13 protein-coding genes and 4 tRNA genes are annotated in these 17,280 nt (G+C 56.2%); 14 read left to right on the top strand and 3 right to left on the bottom strand.

All coding sequences use genetic code 11. From position 1 onward, the window contains the following. Positions 1-27 precede the first annotated feature (27 nt). Positions 28-894, bottom strand: coding sequence for a bifunctional methylenetetrahydrofolate dehydrogenase/methenyltetrahydrofolate cyclohydrolase FolD (folD, locus tag R5M92_RS05215; protein WP_346798369.1), 867 nt, complete (start codon positions 892-894; stop codon positions 28-30). Between the two features lie 237 nt (positions 895-1,131). On the opposite strand from folD, the gene R5M92_RS05210 reads away from it, so the two are divergent. The 11 genes from R5M92_RS05210 (at position 1,132) to R5M92_RS05160 (ending at position 11,507) form a co-directional block, all read left to right on the top strand. Further along, positions 1,132-1,208: transfer RNA gene (locus tag R5M92_RS05210), tRNA-Pro, on the top strand. Between the two features lie 80 nt (positions 1,209-1,288). Beyond that, positions 1,289-1,365: transfer RNA gene (locus tag R5M92_RS05205), tRNA-Arg, on the top strand. Positions 1,366-1,469: 104 nt separating this feature from the next. Next, a tRNA-His gene (locus tag R5M92_RS05200) sits at positions 1,470-1,544 on the top strand. Between the two features lie 106 nt (positions 1,545-1,650). Then, positions 1,651-1,725 (top strand) — tRNA-His (locus R5M92_RS05195). Between the two features lie 394 nt (positions 1,726-2,119). Beyond that, positions 2,120-3,475: a trigger factor gene (tig, locus tag R5M92_RS05190; RefSeq protein WP_346798366.1), complete on the top strand. Its 1,356-nt coding sequence runs from the start codon at positions 2,120-2,122 to the stop codon at positions 3,473-3,475. A 78-nt stretch (positions 3,476-3,553) separates the two neighbouring features. After that, positions 3,554-4,171 carry an ATP-dependent Clp endopeptidase proteolytic subunit ClpP gene (gene clpP / locus R5M92_RS05185; RefSeq protein ID WP_346798364.1) on the top strand — a complete coding sequence of 206 codons (618 nt, stop codon included), beginning with the start codon at positions 3,554-3,556 and terminating at the stop codon, positions 4,169-4,171. 73 nt (positions 4,172-4,244) lie between these two features. Beyond that, positions 4,245-5,525 carry an ATP-dependent Clp protease ATP-binding subunit ClpX gene (gene clpX, locus R5M92_RS05180; protein WP_346798363.1) on the top strand — a complete coding sequence of 427 codons (1,281 nt, stop codon included), beginning with the start codon at positions 4,245-4,247 and terminating at the stop codon, positions 5,523-5,525. Positions 5,526-5,667: 142 nt separating this feature from the next. Then, positions 5,668-8,076: an endopeptidase La gene (gene lon / locus R5M92_RS05175; protein WP_346798362.1), complete on the top strand. Its 2,409-nt coding sequence runs from the start codon at positions 5,668-5,670 to the stop codon at positions 8,074-8,076. Between the two features lie 200 nt (positions 8,077-8,276). Then, complete coding sequence (locus R5M92_RS05170; protein WP_346798360.1) at positions 8,277-8,549, top strand: HU family DNA-binding protein; 273 nt, start codon at positions 8,277-8,279, stop codon at positions 8,547-8,549. 115 nt (positions 8,550-8,664) lie between these two features. Next, the gene (locus R5M92_RS05165; protein ID WP_346798358.1) at positions 8,665-10,488 is read left to right on the top strand and encodes a SurA N-terminal domain-containing protein; all 1,824 of its coding nucleotides are present in this window, start codon (positions 8,665-8,667) and stop codon (positions 10,486-10,488) included. Then, positions 10,488-11,507 carry a GTP-binding protein gene (locus tag R5M92_RS05160; protein ID WP_346798356.1) on the top strand — a complete coding sequence of 340 codons (1,020 nt, stop codon included), beginning with the start codon at positions 10,488-10,490 and terminating at the stop codon, positions 11,505-11,507. The genes R5M92_RS05165 and R5M92_RS05160 overlap by 1 nt, the downstream gene beginning before the upstream one ends. A 72-nt stretch (positions 11,508-11,579) precedes the next feature. Here R5M92_RS05160 and R5M92_RS05155 read toward each other — a convergent pair whose 3' ends face one another. Both R5M92_RS05155 and R5M92_RS05150 read right to left on the bottom strand, forming a co-directional pair. Then, positions 11,580-12,362 (bottom strand): UDP-2,3-diacylglucosamine diphosphatase, encoded by a 783-nt coding sequence (locus R5M92_RS05155; RefSeq protein ID WP_346798355.1) that lies wholly within the window; start codon positions 12,360-12,362, stop codon positions 11,580-11,582. A gap of 12 nt (positions 12,363-12,374) precedes the next feature. Beyond that, positions 12,375-12,875 (bottom strand): peptidylprolyl isomerase, encoded by a 501-nt coding sequence (locus tag R5M92_RS05150; protein WP_346798354.1) that lies wholly within the window; start codon positions 12,873-12,875, stop codon positions 12,375-12,377. Between the two features lie 162 nt (positions 12,876-13,037). On the opposite strand from R5M92_RS05150, the gene R5M92_RS05145 reads away from it, so the two are divergent. The 3 genes from R5M92_RS05145 to R5M92_RS05135 all read left to right on the top strand — a co-directional run bounded on the left by R5M92_RS05145 (position 13,038) and on the right by R5M92_RS05135 (position 17,277). After that, positions 13,038-14,717 carry a glutamine--tRNA ligase/YqeY domain fusion protein gene (locus R5M92_RS05145; protein WP_346798352.1) on the top strand — a complete coding sequence of 560 codons (1,680 nt, stop codon included), beginning with the start codon at positions 13,038-13,040 and terminating at the stop codon, positions 14,715-14,717. 11 nt (positions 14,718-14,728) lie between these two features. Then, positions 14,729-16,168 (top strand): cysteine--tRNA ligase, encoded by a 1,440-nt coding sequence (gene cysS, locus R5M92_RS05140; RefSeq protein ID WP_346798350.1) that lies wholly within the window; start codon positions 14,729-14,731, stop codon positions 16,166-16,168. A 224-nt stretch (positions 16,169-16,392) separates the two neighbouring features. Then, a complete protein-coding gene (locus R5M92_RS05135; RefSeq protein WP_346798348.1) occupies positions 16,393-17,277 on the top strand; it encodes an ABC transporter substrate-binding protein in 885 nt (294 codons plus the stop codon). The last annotated feature ends 3 nt before the right edge of the window (positions 17,278-17,280 follow it).

The raw sequence follows: 17,280 nt of genomic DNA, 5'->3' as shown, positions 1-17,280 counted from the left end.
TCAGCCTAGCAAAGGATGCATACATGGTTACGATACGCTCATGGTGTCATGATATTCAGCGGCCTCGAGGGTATTTTCCATCAAGGTGGCTACCGTCATGGGGCCTACGCCACCGGGTACGGGCGTGATATAGCTGGCAAGACGAGATGCTGTATCGAAGTCCACGTCTCCAACCAGCGAGCCGTCTTCATCGCGGTTGATACCGACATCAATGACCACCGCGCCGGGTTTTATCCATTCTCCCTTGACTAACCCTGGCTTGCCTACTGCTACTACCAGCAGCTCGGCACGTTTTACATGGGCTTCCAGATTCCGTGTGAAACGATGGCATACGGTAGTGGTACAGCCTGCCAGCATGAGCTCCAGCGCCATCGGGCGACCGACGATGTTCGAAGCACCTACCACTGTGGCATCCAGGCCACGTACCGCGATGCCACTTTTTTCCAATAAGGTCATTACGCCTTTCGGTGTACACGGACGCAGTGCCGGCATGCGTTGTGCCAGACGTCCAAGATTATAGGGGTGAAAGCCGTCGACATCCTTGTGAGGGAGAATTCGCTCCAGTATTAGGTTGGCATTCATCTGGGGTGGCAGAGGGAGCTGAACCAGAATGCCGTCAACACTGGGGTCGGCGTTGAGTTTGTCGACGAGGGTTTCGAGTTCCTGCTGCGTGGTGCTTTCGGGCAGAGCATGTTGAAAAGAGTGGATGCCGGCTTGCTCACAGGCACGGTGCTTGTTATTGACATAGACTTGCGAGGCCGGGTCGCCGCCCACGAGAACCACGGCCAACCCTGGTGCTTTAAGACCGGCGGAGAGGCGAGATCTGGTCTTCTCGGCGACTTGCTGGCGGACCTGGGCGGCAATGGCTTTGCCATCGATAAGTTGGGCGGTCATGGATACTTCCCCGTGAGTGAACGTAGCGTCTTGATGACGTATAATAATTCGATTTTCGCATGTGCCAACTGCAACGCAAAGCGCTGTATGGTTCTGTCCGCAAAACCAGGACTAAACTCGGGTAAACCAGAATTAGAAAGGGGTGCTAACGGGCAGTGCTTGACTCGAGTTTAAAAATCCGTAGTATATGCAGCGCTTGAGACGGGCCATGCGGTGACGTCGGAGTCGGATGAAAGTCGGGATGTAGCGCAGTCTGGTAGCGCGCCTGCTTTGGGAGCAGGATGTCGGGGGTTCGAATCCCTCCATCCCGACCACGTCGAGTTTGGCGATAGGAAGCTGTATTACAAGGTTTTCTTGGGCTTCGGTTGTGGTCAGGTGCTCAGTGACATACAGTGCGCCTATAGCTCAACCGGATAGAGCAACGGCCTTCTAAGCCGTAGGTTGCAGGTTCAAGTCCTGCTGGGCGCGCCATCATTTAGTGCGATGCTGGTTTTGTCTTGCAATCCTGAAATTGGCTTGAGCTGTAGTAAGAGCTTTATGTGCGAAGCGGTAACTGCTATTTGATATTCGTTATGGTGGATGTAGCTCAGTGGTAGAGCCCCGGATTGTGGCTCCGGTGGTCGTGGGTTCGATCCCCATCATCCACCCCATGGCGATTGTCGATGCTTTAAGTCGCATGTTCTTTACAGCATGTATCGAATGACGAAAAGTAAATAGTAGTAGCGGCGCAAGGCGTCGTGTCTGGCCTAAGCAATGGTGGATGTAGCTCAGTGGTAGAGCCCCGGATTGTGGCTCCGGTGGTCGTGGGTTCGATCCCCATCATCCACCCCATTTGCCTGGTCTAGCTGTATTAATCCAATCTGTCTCCCTTCTGTCGGCTCACTCCGACCATTGATGGCGATTGTTATATTGCCATTCTGCCTCACGATATTCTTCATCGCAGCTGTTATCCTTGTCATCATAAACGTCATTACCATCAGCTTATCTTTGCTACTTTGCCTGTCAGTAAGCTGGTCAAGGACTTTTGCTCCCGTTTCGTCCTGCTCGCTTAACCCTGTGGAGCTTCTGTCGAGCGGTGCCGGAGAGTTCTCCCCCTTGTAATTGCCCGCTTCACCCCCACTATGCGAGTGTGGCGCTTGCCAGCGTGCATCAGGGTTCTTAAAATTGCTCCCTTGAGCTTATTTCAACGCAACTAACATAACGCCTAGCCGGTAGAGGACAATTCATGCAAGTTTCCGTCGAGACGACCTCCCAGATTGAACGCCAGATCACTGTTCAGGTCCCGGCAGCTGAGATCGATGAGGCCGTCAGTGCCCGTCTGAAAGATACCGCGAAAAACGTTCGCATGAATGGTTTCCGCCAAGGCAGGGTGCCGATGGCGGTCGTTCGTCAGCGTTACGGCCACGATGTGCGTAATGAAATCGTGGGCGAGGTGATGCGCGAGCGTTATGTGCGGGCAATCACGGATGAGGGCCTGAATCCGGCTGGTTATCCCCAGATCGAAGCTCGAGTCAATGAACCCGGCAAGGATCTGGAATTCGTTGCCTCGTTGGAGGTTTATCCGGAAATCGAGCTGGCGCCCATCGAAGGAACTCAAGTCGAGCGCCCCGTGGTTGAAATCCAGGACGGCGATGTCGAAGAGATGATAGAGACTCTGCGCAAGCAGAACGCAGAGTGGCAGGAAGTCGATCAGGCCGCTCAGGACGGGGACCAGGTCACTATCGATTTCCAGGGCTATATCGATGACGAGCCGTTTGAAGGCGGAAGCGCAGAGGGCCACTCTCTGGTGCTCGGTTCCAACAGCTTTATTCCTGGCTTTGAAGAGCAGCTGATTGGAGCGAAGCCCGGCGAAGACAAGGAAATTACTGTCACCTTCCCTGAGGACTACCAGGCTGAACACTTGGCAGGAAAAGCGGCGATTTTCAAGGTCAAGGTCCATAAGGTAAGCACACAGCAGCTTCCCGAAGTGGACGAGGCGTTTATCCAGCGCTTCGGTGTTGAAGATGGCGACAAGGAAAAATTCCTTGTCGAAATCCGCAAGAACATGACTCGTGAAGCGGCCCAGGCCGTTGATAACCGGGTCAAGCAGCAAGTGCTCGAAGCTCTGAAGAAAGCTAATCCCATTCCGGTGCCGAGTAGCCTGGTACAGCAGGAAACAGACGGCATGAAGCGCCAGGCAGCCCAGCAGTTCGGATTGGGTGAAGACTTCGATGTCAGCCAGTTGCCCAACGAACTGTTCGAAGAACAGGCCAAGGCTCGTGTCCAGGTAGGGCTGTTACTGGCGGAAGTCATCAAGACCAATGAAATTGATGCAGACGATGACGCCATCAAGGCCAAGGTCCAGGAACTGGCTGAGCAATATCAAGAGCCTGAGCAAGTGGTCGAATATTACATGGGTAACGAGCAGCTCAAGACCCAGGTGAAATCTGCCATCCTCGAAGAGAAAGCAGTGGAAAAACTGCTTGAGCAGGCGAGCGTCGAAGACGTCAACATGTCTTACCAGGAGGCTCTGGCAGCCGCTCAGCAACAAGCCGAGCAAGATGAAGAGACTGCTGAAGAAGGCGAGCAGACAAGCGCCTGATTATCAGTCGCGGCGTGTCCCGAAGATCCCGATCAAAAGGGCACGCTACCCCCTTATCGGACGCAAGGAATCATCTAGATGAGTGAGTTTGAGACGCAAAATGCCGGCGGCCTGGTGCCAATGGTGGTCGAGCAGAATGCCCGTGGCGAAAGGGCTTACGACATCTACTCACGCCTGCTCAAAGAGCGTGTGATCTTCCTGGTGGGTCCCGTAGAAGATTACATGGCGAACCTGGTCGTGGCGCAGTTGCTGTTCCTGGAGTCGGAGAATCCCGATAAGGACATTCATCTCTATATCAATTCTCCAGGCGGCTCGGTAACGGCCGGCATGTCGATTTACGACACCATGCAGTTCATCAAGCCTGATGTGTCCACCGTATGTGTCGGCCAGGCGGCCAGCATGGGGGCGTTGCTCCTTGCGGGTGGAGCTGCGGGAAAGCGTTTCTGCCTGCCCAACTCACGGATGATGATTCATCAGCCGCTGGGTGGCTATCAGGGTCAGGCCTCGGATATCGAGATCCATACACGGGAGATCCTGGGGATACGTGACAAGCTGAACCATATCCTGGCGCATCACACGGGCCAGGACCTGGAGACGGTTTCGCGTGATACGGATCGCGATAATTTCATGAGTAGCGATCAAGCCAAGGAGTACGGCTTGATCGATCAGGTGCTGGCTAACCGGCCCACATCCTGATAGCGTGATTCGTTCTCGCTTTTCTTACTAGCTTTTCGGTGGCGCGAGCCGCCACAGTGATAGAGGTACGCGAATGGCCGACGGCAAAGGCAAGGACGAAGGCGGCAAACTGCTCTACTGCTCATTCTGCGGCAAGAACCAGAATGAAGTGCGTAAGTTGATTGCCGGTCCGTCCGTGTATATCTGCGATGAGTGTGTCGATCTTTGTAATGACATCATTCGCGAGGAGGTTCTCGAAGCCGATGCCGAGAGCGATGATGAGCGTCTGCCAACTCCTCGTGAAATACGTTACACCCTGGACGACTACGTGATTGGGCAGGATCGCGCCAAGATGGTGTTGTCCGTCGCGGTCTACAATCACTACAAGCGACTGCGTAGCGATGTCCGGGAAGGCGACGTCGAGTTGAGCAAGTCCAATATCCTGTTGATTGGCCCTACCGGTAGCGGCAAGACGCTGCTGGCCGAGACCATGGCGCGCTTGTTGAACGTTCCTTTCACCATTGCCGATGCCACGACCTTGACCGAGGCGGGGTATGTCGGTGAGGACGTCGAGAATATCATCCAGAAGCTGCTGCAGAAGTGTGATTACGACGTCGAGAAAGCCGAACGCGGTATCGTCTACATTGACGAAATCGACAAGATATCGCGGAAATCGGATAACCCATCGATTACGCGTGATGTTTCGGGTGAGGGTGTGCAGCAAGCCCTGCTCAAGCTGATCGAGGGCACGACGGCTTCCGTCCCGCCGCAAGGTGGGCGCAAGCACCCCCAGCAGGAGTTCGTACAGGTTGATACCGGCAATATCCTCTTCATCGTCGGTGGTGCCTTTTCAGGGCTGGAAAAAGTCATCCGGGATCGTGCCGAAAAAGGCGGGATCGGCTTCAATGCAAGCGTCAAGAGCAAGGAATCCTCGCGCGGCGTAGGCGAAGTGCTGGCGGATGTGGAGCCCGAGGATCTGGTCAAGTTCGGCCTCATCCCCGAGTTCGTCGGACGTTTACCGGTAATCGCGACGCTTACCGAATTGACCGAGGATGCCCTGGTTGAAATTCTCACTCAGCCCAAGAACTCGCTGATCAAGCAGTATGTGAAGCTGTTCGAGATGGAAGGCGTGGCACTCGAGTTCCGTGAGGATGCGCTACGTGCCGTGGCAGCGAAAGCTATGGAGCGCAAGACCGGGGCGCGTGGGTTGCGTTCTATCCTGGAGTCGGTATTGCTGGATACCATGTATGAAATTCCTTCACTCGAAGGGGTCAGCAAAGTGGTCATCGAAGCTTCGGTGATCGCCGGTGAAAGCGATCCGATACTGATCTATACCCAGCAGGAAGAGGAGCGGGTCGACGGTACCGATGGGTAGTTCGGTATTCGAATGTGCGGCCCAGCCTTAACCGCTTGAGCCATACCAGGGGGTCGCCTAGGCGACCCCCTGTTGCTAGTTAGCGATTGTCTCGGCTAACTTTTTCTCAAGTATCATTCCGATTTGTCGAGGAACGTCTGCGATGCAGCAGAATGCCGAACAGACACAGTGTCTGCCCCTTTTGCCGTTGCGGGACGTTGTGGTTTACCCGCAAATGGTCATACCTCTTTTTGTGGGGCGTGAAAAGTCCATACAGGCCCTTGAGGCGGCCATGGCAGCGGATAAGCGGGTCCTGCTTGTCGCTCAGCGTGAAGCCGCTCAAGATGAGCCGGATAATGCCGATCTTTATGCCATGGGTACCGTGGCCGATATCATGCAGCTGTTGAAGCTGCCGGATGGTACGGTCAAGGTATTGATCGAAGGCGTTTTCCGCGCCGATGTCGTGAATATCGAGGAAAACGACCAAGGTTATACCCAGGCTCAGCTGCTGTCGCGCGAAAGTCATCCTTTGACTGCGCGGGAGCAGGAGGCACTGGTGCGAGTACTGCTCAATCAGTTCGAGCAGTACGTCAAGCTGTCCAAGAAAGTCCCCAATGAAGTGCTCAACTCGCTTGCGGGAATCGAAGATCCGAGCCGCCTTGTGGATACCGTCTGTGCCCACCTCTCGCTGAAGATCGGTGACAAGCAGGAGTTGCTCGAAATGGATCGCGTCCGCGATCGTATCGAGCACCTCATGGCATTGATCGAATCCGAGATCGACTTGCTGCAGGTGGAAAAGCGTATCCGCTCGCGAGTCAAGGAACAGATGGAAAAGACCCAGCGCGAGTACTACCTCAACGAGCAGATGAAGGCCATTCAGAAAGAGATGGGTGAGCTGGACAATGTTCCCAATGAGGTGGAGAAGTACGAGCAGGCTATCGAGGCTTCAGGCATGCCCGCCGAGGCGGCCGAAAAAGCGACTCAAGAGCTCAACAAGCTGAAGATGATGGCCGCGAACTCCGCCGAGGCGACGGTGGTGCGTTCTTATCTTGATTGGCTGATCGCCGTACCCTGGAAAAAGCGCACTAAAGTCAAGCATGACTTGATTCGAGCCCAGCAGGTGCTCGACGAGGACCATTACGGACTCGAAGAGGTCAAGTCGCGCATTCTCGAATACCTGGCGGTACAGAAGCGTGTACGCAAGCTCAAGGGGCCGGTACTGTGCCTTGTCGGTCCTCCTGGTGTGGGCAAGACATCCCTGGGGCAGTCCGTGGCGCGTGCGACCAATCGCAAGTATGTACGCCTGGCCTTGGGCGGTGTTCGAGACGAATCCGAAATCCGCGGACACCGGCGAACTTATATCGGCTCTCTGCCCGGCAAGCTGATGCAGCGAATGAGTCGTGCCGGCGTCAAGAATCCTCTGTTCCTGCTCGACGAAGTGGACAAGCTGGGCATGGATCATCGCGGCGATCCGGCCTCGGCACTGCTGGAAGTGCTGGACCCCGAACAGAACAATAGCTTCAGTGACCATTACCTCGAGCTGGATTACGATCTGTCGGAAACCTTGTTCATCTGTACCGCCAATTCGATGAACATCCCGGGCCCGTTATTGGATCGGATGGAGATCATTCGTCTGCCGGGCTATACCGAGGATGAAAAGCTGGCGATCGCCAAGCGCTATCTCCTGCCCAAGCAGCGCAAGGCCAATGGGGTCAAGGAAGCAGAGCTGGAGCTGGACGACGCCGCGATTCTGGAACTCATTCGTTACTATACGCGCGAAGCGGGCGTGCGCGAGCTGGAGCGCCAGATAGCCAAGGTGTGTCGTAAGGTACTGCGCGAACGGCTGGAGCATGAGCGCGACAAAAAAGCCCTACCCCCACAGTTGCTGGGTGCCGATCAGATCGAGACCTATGCAGGGGTGCGTCGCTACAGCTATGGATTGGCGGACCAGGAGGACCAGGTCGGTCGTGTTACAGGACTGGCATGGACATCCGTCGGCGGTGAGCTGCTGAGTATCGAGTCGGTGGTGACCCCGGGCAAGGGCCGGGTCAACAAGACCGGGTCTCTCGGGGACGTCATGAAGGAGTCGGTGAGCGCGGCGCATACCGTGGTCCGGGCTAGAGCGCTTGAGCTGGGTATCGATCCCGAGCGATTCGAGAAGGAAGATCTGCACATCCACGTACCGGAAGGAGCGACGCCGAAGGATGGGCCGAGTGCCGGGATAGCGATGGTGACGGCAATGGTTTCCGCCTACACCGGCAGAGCCGTCCGTTGCGATGTGGCCATGACAGGTGAGGTCAACCTGCGCGGTGAAGTCTTGCCCATTGGCGGGCTGAAGGAGAAATTGCTGGCGGCGCGTCGGGGTGGTATAAAGACCGTGCTGGTGCCTGAGGAAAACCGCCGTGATCTCAAGGAGGTTCCGGACAATATCAAGGATGCCTTGTCGATTCATCCCGTACGCTGGATCGATGATGTTCTTGCCATGGCACTAGCGGATAAACCAATGGAAGGTCATGAGGCACCACGTTCGGACGAAGCCTATTCATCCAACGCAATTGCCAGTACTCATTGAGCCCTATTTATTACACATCCATTGTGTTAATTCATAGCAGTCTATAAGCCCAAAGCCTTGTGTGGCGGGCATTCTGCGGCATGTTTTCTTGACAGATGTTTCATCGCATTGCTATAAAATACAGCTATGCTGTGATCGTCAACATCGTCTGGTCATCATGCCGTTCAGAGCCATTTATTGAAACAGTCAAGGGGTGAAGTGTGAACAAGTCCGAGCTGATTGAAGCCATTGCTGCATCTGCCGATATACCCAAAGCAGCGGCTACCCGTGCGCTGGATGCCATGGTGGAATCCGTCACCGACAGCCTCAAAAAAGGCGAGAGTGTTTCACTTGTGGGCTTTGGTACTTTCACCATCAAAGAGCGCGCGGCACGTACGGGACGCAACCCGCAAACCGGACAGCCAATTGAAATAAGCGCAGCCAAAGTGCCTAGTTTCAAGGCGGGCAAGGCGTTGAAAGACGCCGTCAACTAAAATGCGTTTGTGGTAATGACATGTATGGGCGCATCGCTTCCGCGGTGCGCCCATGTTATTTGTAGGCCTGTTGTTCTCAGGTTATTACATCGGGTTGCGTACGTTCGAGGCAAGCATGCTGCAAGATATTCGAGACCGTTCCAGAAGCTGGGGCGCAAAAATTATCGTGGGGGCCGTGGTCGCAGCCATGGCACTGTTCGGTGTGGAGTCCCTATTCGGCCTGTTCGGCACCGACAGTAATGATGTCGCCAGCGTTAATGGCGAGTCCATCATGCGCCAGGAGGTGGAGCTTGAAGTGCAGCGTGCTCTTCGCTCCGGCCAGGTACCCCCCGAGCAGGAGCGCGAACTGCGCAATCAGGTGCTGGAGGAGTTGGTTACCGAGCGCCTGCTGACGCAATATGCCGAAGAGGGCGGCATTCATGTTTCCGAAGAGCAGTTGGACCAACTGATCGTCGGTTTGCCGGAATTTCAGGATCAGGACGGCCGTTTCTCTTCCGAGATATTCCGTAACCGGTTATCGAGTGCCGGTTATACACCGCTCTCGTTTCGCAATGAGCTGCGGGTCGATATCAAACGTCAGCAACTGCAGCAAGGGCTTGCGGCAAGCGATTTTACCCTGCCAGGGGAAGAAGAGAGGCTCGCCGAGCTGCAGCGTCAGCAGCGTAGCTTTCGCTATCTAGTACTGACTCCCGAGGAGCTGGATGAAGAGCCCAGCATCAGCGAAGACGACCTTGCAGCCTACTATGAGGAACATAGCGAGCGCTATCGTCGCCCGGAGCAGGTACGTGTGGAATATGTGGTGGTCGATCGCCAGGAAATGGCGGACGATATCGAGCTCAGCGAAGCGCAATTGCGCGAAACCTGGCGTGAGCAGACGCAAGATGCGGATCGTCGCGTGGCGCATATCATGGTGGAGTTCAGCGGCGAACGGAATCGGGAAGAAGCACGGGAACGTATCGAGCAGGCGCAGCAGGAGCTGTCCCGGGGTGAAGGCTTTGCTGATGTGGCAGCCATGTATTCCGACGACACCACCAGCGCGGAAAATGGCGGCGATCTTGGTGTGATAGGGCGAGGCTTCTTTGGCGAAGCCTTCGATGAAGCCGCATTTGCTCTCGAGGAGGGGCAGACCTCGGATATCGTCGAGATGGATGAAGCGTTTCACCTGTTGCAAGTAACCGAACTGGATCGTCTGTCATTCGAAGAGATGAGAGATGACCTGCGCAATGTTGCCGCATTGAGCGAAGTGGATGGTGAGTTCAATCAGCGTGTACAGCAGTTGATCGATGACAGTTTTGCCGCTGATGATCTGGCGAGTGTCGCCGACGATATCGGACTGGAGCTGCATACCAGTCAATGGCTGTCCCGTAACGCACAGGGCGAGGGCGTACTTTCCGAACCCGGAGTAATGGATGCCGCCTTCAATGACGAAGTGCTGGAAGAGGGATATAACAGCGAAGTCATCGAGCTCGACGAAGACCGCCGCATGGTACTGCGGGTAGCGGAACATCGGGAAGCGGCGTTACCTCCTCTCGATGAAGTGCGCGATGAAGTTCGTGCTTCCTTGCTGGCTCAGCGAGAGGAGTCGATGCTGCGTGACCAGGCGGAAGCGCTTATCGCTCGCTTGAATGAAGATGAATTACTCGATTTGCAATGGCAGCAGGCCGAAAGAGTGGGGCGCGATACGCAAACCGGAGTGGCACGCGCGATTGTCGACGCTGCCTTTCGCTTGCCTCATCCAGCGGATGGCGAAACCCGCTATGGTCACGTGGCGACTGCCGAGGGTGTGGCTCTGATCGCGCTCGACGAAGTGGTAGTCGGTGATCCGGATGAGCAAGTGGAATCTTTCGTTTCGCGCATGGCCCGTCAGCTAAGAGCTCAAGCGATAATCCAGGGCCTGGTCGATGATCTGCGTAGCGAAGCTTCTATCGAAAGGCGTTGATGCTTCCCGTTCATATCATCACCGGCTTTCTGGGTAGCGGCAAGACAACACTGATCCAGGAATTGATCGAGCAGAAGCCCGACCATGAAAAATGGGTGATTGTAGTCAACGAATTTGGTCGGGTCGGGATCGACCAGGCCATGTTCGTTCATCGCGACGACGTGGTCATCAAGGGGCTTCCAGGCGGTTGTCTATGCTGCCAGTTGGCTTTCGTGCTTCAGGTGAGCCTGGTCGAAGTGATCCGGCGTCACCAGCCGGATCGCTTGATTATCGAGCCGTCGGGATTGGGTCATCCGGCCGGTCTGCTGGAACTGCTGATGGGTGAGACATTCCGCATGGTGCTGGATGTACAGGATGTCATTGCACTCATGGACCCGCGCCGTCTGGACGATGCACGTTCTCAGAAAAGCGCCACGTTCCACGACCAGATTGAAATGGCGGATGCCGTGGTGCTGACCATGTTCGACATGGCTACCGACCAGCAGCTCGCCATGGCCAGGCAATATCTCGAGCAGCTCTGGCCGCGACGTAAATGGGTGGCTGAAACGTCCCGCGGGCGACTGCCCATTCATCTACTGTTGAATAGCCAGTCGAGTGGGAAATACCCGCCATCGGGACCAGGGCATGCAGACGCTCGTTCCATCCCACCGCAACATCGCCATGCACCTTTGATAATGCTCGACGAGATGGAGGCCGTGCAGCCGACACCCGAGAATCCCGTCTGTGAGATTTCACGAGGTCTGGAGCATGTCAGTCTGGGGATTCGCTTTCACCGCTCACTGCACTGGGATCTAGACCATCTGGTGAACTATTTTGCCGGGTTGAGCGGAGTGAGGAGAATCAAGGCCGTGCTTCACACGGCGGATGGTTGGCAGATCTATAATTGGAGCGAAGGATTGGCACGGTTAGGGCCGACCAGCTGGCGCCAGGACTCTCGTATCGAGCTGATTGCCGAGAGCGGGGAAACGATCTGTCAGCAAACTATCCTGGCCCAAGTGCAAGCCTGTCAAATCACCTGAAACCACCAGGCATGCAATCCTGACGCGACACTATAAAAAATCGCTTGTAAAAGGCCAGTTGCGCGGCGGGATTTAACCCGCGGGATCTGGAGGTGAATGCAGTGGGAACTGGCGTAATCGGGGCTCAGGATGCGCTATAGCATCGTCCAGCACGATATCCCAACCATGCTCATTGTCCCAGTCGCCCAGTACATACCGCTTGGCGGGTACGCCTTCCATCGTCAGATCATGCACGTACGGCCGGTGAGTATGGCCATGGATCATGGTCACGACGCCATGCTCGCTCATGCAGCGTTCCACTTCCGCCGGGGTGACGTCCATGATCGCATCCGCCTTGTTGGCGTTAGCCTCGCCCGATTGCAGGCGCAGGCTTTTGGCCAGCTCCAGGCGCTGCTCGATGGGAAGCGCGAGTATCTGGGCTTGCCAGGCCGGGTCCCGTGCCTGTTGTCGAAACTGCATGTAAGCCTCGTCTCGGGTGCATAGGCTATCGCCATGCAATACCACCAGAGGCGTACCTTCCAGCTCGAGCTCAGCCGGTTCGGCAAGCAGGGTGCCGTTACATGCCTGAATGAATCGTTCACCCAGCAGGAAATCCCGGTTGCCGTGCATGAAGTACAGCTTGGTGTCCTGGTGGGTAAGTTTCTCCAGTGCCTCGATAACCTGCCTGGCGAGCTCCGCCTTGGGATCGTCCTGCAAATCGAGCAGGTCGTCGCCAATCCAGGCATCGAATAGATCGCCGAGAATTAACAGGGCCTCGGCACCGCTGGCAGTATGTTCAAGGTAGCGCAGAAACCCCTGAGTGATATCAGGGGTGGTGGTATCAAGGTGGAGATCCGCAATCAGCAAGGTGTGCATAACACTCCCGGTCTATTCGTCTTCCTTGATGTAAGCTTTTTCGATGATAACATCTTCGGCGGGCACATCGGCATGCATGCCGCGGCGTGTCGTATCGACTCCCTTGATCGATTCCACCACGTCCAGGCCGTCGACGACCTCACCGAATACTGCATAACCCCAGCCCTGCAGGCTCTTGCCGGTGTGGTCGAGGAAACTATTATCACCCACGTTGATGAAGAACTGGGCAGTAGCGGAGTGAGGATCCTGAGTGCGAGCCATGGCGACAGTGCCGTAGGTATTCTTCAAGCCGTTATCCGCCTCGTTCTCGATCGGCTCGCGGGTGCTTTTTTGATTGAAATCCTGGTCAAACCCGCCGCCCTGTATCATGAAACCATCGATAACCCGGTGGAATAGGGTGCCGTCATAGAAGCCATCCCTGACATACTGTTCGAAGTTGGCAGCAGTGGCAGGCGCTTTTTCATGGTTCAGTGCGATGGTGATCTCACCATGGGTGGTTTGTAATACAATCATGGGTAAATTCCTGTTCAATAAAGGCACTCGCCTTGGCGCTGTGCATCGGGGGCACGTTATAATAGCTGTTTTGCCTTCTGTCGCGAAGTCATCGATAGCCGATGCAAATTCATACGCGCCGAACGACGGGCACGCCAACCACATGAGGTTCCTGCAGACACCATGAGCACCGAGACCACCAGCGCGCCGAATTTCATTCGTAACCAGGTACGTGAAGAGATCGAGACAGGTAAAGTCGCCAAGATCGTGACACGCTTCCCCCCCGAGCCTAACGGCTTTCTGCATATCGGCCATGCTAAATCCATCTGCTTGAACTTCGGGCTGGCCGAAAAGTTCGGTGGTGAGTGTCATCTACGCTTTGACGACACCAATCCTGCAAAGGAAGAGCAGGCCTATATCGATGCCATCAAGGAGGATGTCACCTGGCTGGGATTCGAATGGGCGGGCAAGGTGCGGTTTGCTTCCGACTATTTCGAGCAACTGTATGCCTGGGCGCAGCATCTGATACGCGAAGACAAGGCGTACGTCGATGACCTCACGCCGGACGAGATTCGCGAATATCGCGGCACCCTGACCGAGCCGGGCAAACCGAGCCCTTATCGCGACCGCAGTGCCGATGAGAACCTGGACCTACTAGAGCGCATGCGTCGCGGCGAGTTTGCCGAAGGGGAGAAGGTCCTGCGTGCCAAAATCGATATGGCGTCTCCCAACATCAACCTGCGTGACCCCATCCTGTATCGCATTCGCCATGCTCGGCACCACCAGACCGGGGACGCCTGGAAGATCTACCCTTCCTATGATTTCACCCACGGTCAGTCGGATGCCATCGAGGGGGTGACGCACTCCATCTGTACTCTGGAGTTCGAAGATCATCGCCCGCTCTACGAGTGGTTTCTCGCTAACTTGCCCGTGCCTGCCACGCCGAGGCAGATCGAATTCGCGCGCCTCAACCTGGACTACACCCTGACCTCGAAGCGCAAGCTGAAGCTTCTGGTCGACAATGGAATCGTCGACGGCTGGGACGATCCACGGATGCCGACGATTTCCGGAATGCGTCGCCGTGGTTACACACCGGCGTCGCTGCGCAAGTTCTGCGAAATGATCGGCGTGACTCGTGCCGACGGCGGCCTGGTGGAAATGGCCATGCTGACCCACGCGATTCGTTCGGATCTCGAGGACAACGCGCCCCGGGCCATGTGCGTGCTCAAGCCGCTCAAGGTGGTGCTTACCAATGTCGACGAGGATCATGAAGAGGTCTACGAGGTGCCCGGCCATCCCGCGCGGGACGATATGCCGGTGCGCAAGGTGCCGTTTACCCGTGAGCTGTGGATCGATAGCGACGACTTCATGGAAGAGCCGCCGAAAAAGTTCTTCCGTCTCGCTCCGGGCAAGGAAGTCCGGTTGCGCAATAGCTACGTCATCCGTTGCGACGAAGTGATCAAGAACGACTCAGGCGACATCGAGGAGCTGCGCTGTTCGGTCGATTTCGACACCCTGGGCAAGAATCCGGAAGGGCGCAAGGTCAAGGGGGTCATCCATTGGGTCAGCGCCAGCCATGGCGTGCCGATGGAAGTTCGTCTGTATGACAACTTGTTCATGGTGGAGCAGCCCGACCGTGACAAGGATGCGGATTTTCTCGATCATCTCAACCCCGAATCATTGAGCGTGTGCCAGGCCATCGGCGAGCCAAGCCTGGCTGACGCGGCTGCCGAATCCCGCTTTCAGTTCGAGCGTGTGGGCTATTTCTGTGCCGATCGCTATGCAAGCCAAGCGGGAAAACTGGTTTTCAACCGCACTGTCGGATTGAAGGACAGCTGGGCCAAGATCAAGAAGAAAGGCTGAGTGGAGCGATGATGCAGATTTACAACACGCTAACGCGACGCAAGGAACCCTTTACTCCGCTGGTGGCCGGCAAGATCAGCATGTATGTGTGCGGCATGACGGTTTACGATTACTGCCACCTGGGCCATGCCCGGGTGATGGTGGCGTTCGATGTGATCACCCGCTATCTGCGCTGGCGCGGCTGGGATGTCACCTATGTACGCAATATCACCGATATCGACGACAAGATACTCAAGCGGGCGAGCGAAAACGGCGAGACCATCACCTCCTTGACCGAGCGCATGGTGGATGCGATGCATGAAGACGAAGCGCGTCTGAATGTCCTTCCACCCTCGGATGAGCCTCGTGCGACCGGGCATATCAATGAAATCATCGCCATGATCGAGACGCTGATAGACAAGGGCTTTGCCTATGCCGCGAAAAATGGCGATGTCTACTATCGGGTTCGCAAGTTCGCCGACTACGGCAAGCTGAACAATCGCGACCTCGACGCCATGCGCTCGGGGGCACGAGTCGAGGTGGACGAGCACAAGGAAGATCCGCTGGACTTCGTGTTGTGGAAATCCGCCAAGCCCGATGAGGCCAGTTGGCCATCGCCTTGGGGCGAGGGTCGTCCCGGCTGGCATATCGAATGCTCGGCGATGTCCACGTGCTGCCTGGGCGATACGTTCGATATTCACGGCGGGGGGCCGGATCTTACCTTTCCCCATCACGAAAACGAGATTGCCCAGAGCGAAGCCGCCACTGGCAAGACCTACGTCAACACCTGGATGCATGCCGGTGCGGTCAGAGTCAGCCAGGAAAAGATGTCCAAGTCCTTGGGCAACTTTTTCACCATTCGCGAGGTGCTGGCCGAGCATGACCCGGAAGTGGTGCGTTACCTGCTGGTGGCGAGCCATTATCGAAGCCCCATCAATTACGCGCCGGAGGCACTGGCGGAAGCTCGCAAGTCGCTGGAGCGCTTCTATAACGCCCTGAACGAAGTGGAACTGGATAGGCCAGCGGGATCGAACGAAGCCCCTTCAGGCGATACGGCTTCAGAAAAGTCCTCCAGTGACTATGCATCACGCTTCACTGCGGTAATGGACGATGACTTCAATACCCCGGAAGCGCTTTCCGTCTTGTTCGATCTCACCCGTGAGCTCAATCGAGTGCGAGCGGAATATCCCGAGCAGGCACGTGAACTGGCACGTGAGCTCAAACGGTTGGGGGGAGTGCTAGGCTTGTTGCAACAAGCTCCGGCGGATTTTCTGCATGGCAGCGGCGAAGCTTTGCCCTTGGAGAAAACCGAGATCGAAGCTCGAATCCAGCAGCGCGCCGACGCCAAGAAGGCCCGGGACTTCGCTATGGCCGACAGAATTCGCGATGAGCTGGCAGCGCTGGGGATCATTCTGAAGGATTCCCGGGAAGGTACTCAATGGGTCGTGGAATCGGTGAACAACCGCGACTAGCAAGCATCCGATAGCGTTGTAATATTCGGCCCGAATCTGACATCAACGCTATCGGCTCTTATACTCGAGTGAACCCACGCCAACGAGTGAGATTCGCCATGTCCTTTTCTATCAAACCATTAGCCTCCGCTTTTCGTTCTTCTCATCGTCACCCTCACTATTTCTCATGCTCCCCCGGCTCACCAGCCCCCGCTCGATCTTCATTCGCCCGGTGGTCGGTGGCGATGCTGTCCTGCGCTGCATTAGGCGTCGCCTCCCAGGCTCATGCCGAGGATCCAGTGGTTGTCTCTTCCAAGATCGACACCGAAGGAGCAGTCCTTGGCGAGCTGATCATTCAGGCGCTGGAAAAGGAAGGCATCGAAACGGAAGATCGCTTGCAGCTGGGCGCGACCAGTATTGTTCGCGGCGCGCTGGAAACCGGCGATATCGACCTCTATCCGGAATATACCGGTAACGGCGCCTTTTTCTTCGACATGAGCGACAGCGACGTCTGGCACGATGCTGAACAAGCCTATAACACCGTGCGTGAACGCGATGCCGAGAACGGTCTGGTCTGGCTGACTCCCGCCCAGGCCAACAACACCTGGGCCATGAGCGTACGCGGAGACCTGGCTCGCGAGCATGACTTGGCGACGCTAGAAGACCTGGCCGAGTACCTGGACAGCGGCGGTGAATTCAAGTTTGCCGCCAGTGCCGAGTTCGTCGAATCCGAGCAGGCCTTGCCGGCTTTTCAGGAAGCCTATGGTTTCGATCTTGATTCTGACCAGCTGCTGGTGCTTTCCGGCGGCAATACCGCCGCCACCATGCGCGCAGCCGCCCAGCAGACCAGCGGGGTCAATGCCGCCATGACCTACGGCACCGATGGCGGCCTAAAGGCTCTCGACCTGGTGGTGCTCGAAGATACCCTGGGCGTGCAGCCGGTCTATCAGCCGGCCCCGGTGATTCGCCAGGAAGTGCTCGAAGCGTATCCGCAAATCGAGTCGGTCCTTGCCGATGTCTTTTCCACTCTGGACCTGGAAACGCTCCAGTCATTGAATGCCGAGGTAGCTGTCAACGGTCTGGCCGCCGAAAACGTGGCGGCAGACTATCTCGACAGTTTGGAAAAATAATTC

The sequence above is a fragment of the Halomonas sp. Bachu 37 genome (genome assembly GCF_039691755.1).
In the GTDB taxonomy this organism is placed as follows: Bacteria; Pseudomonadota; Gammaproteobacteria; order Pseudomonadales; family Halomonadaceae; genus Vreelandella; species Vreelandella kashgarensis.
Note: the sequence above shows the minus strand (reverse complement) of the source record. Positions and strands in the feature narration are given on the sequence as shown.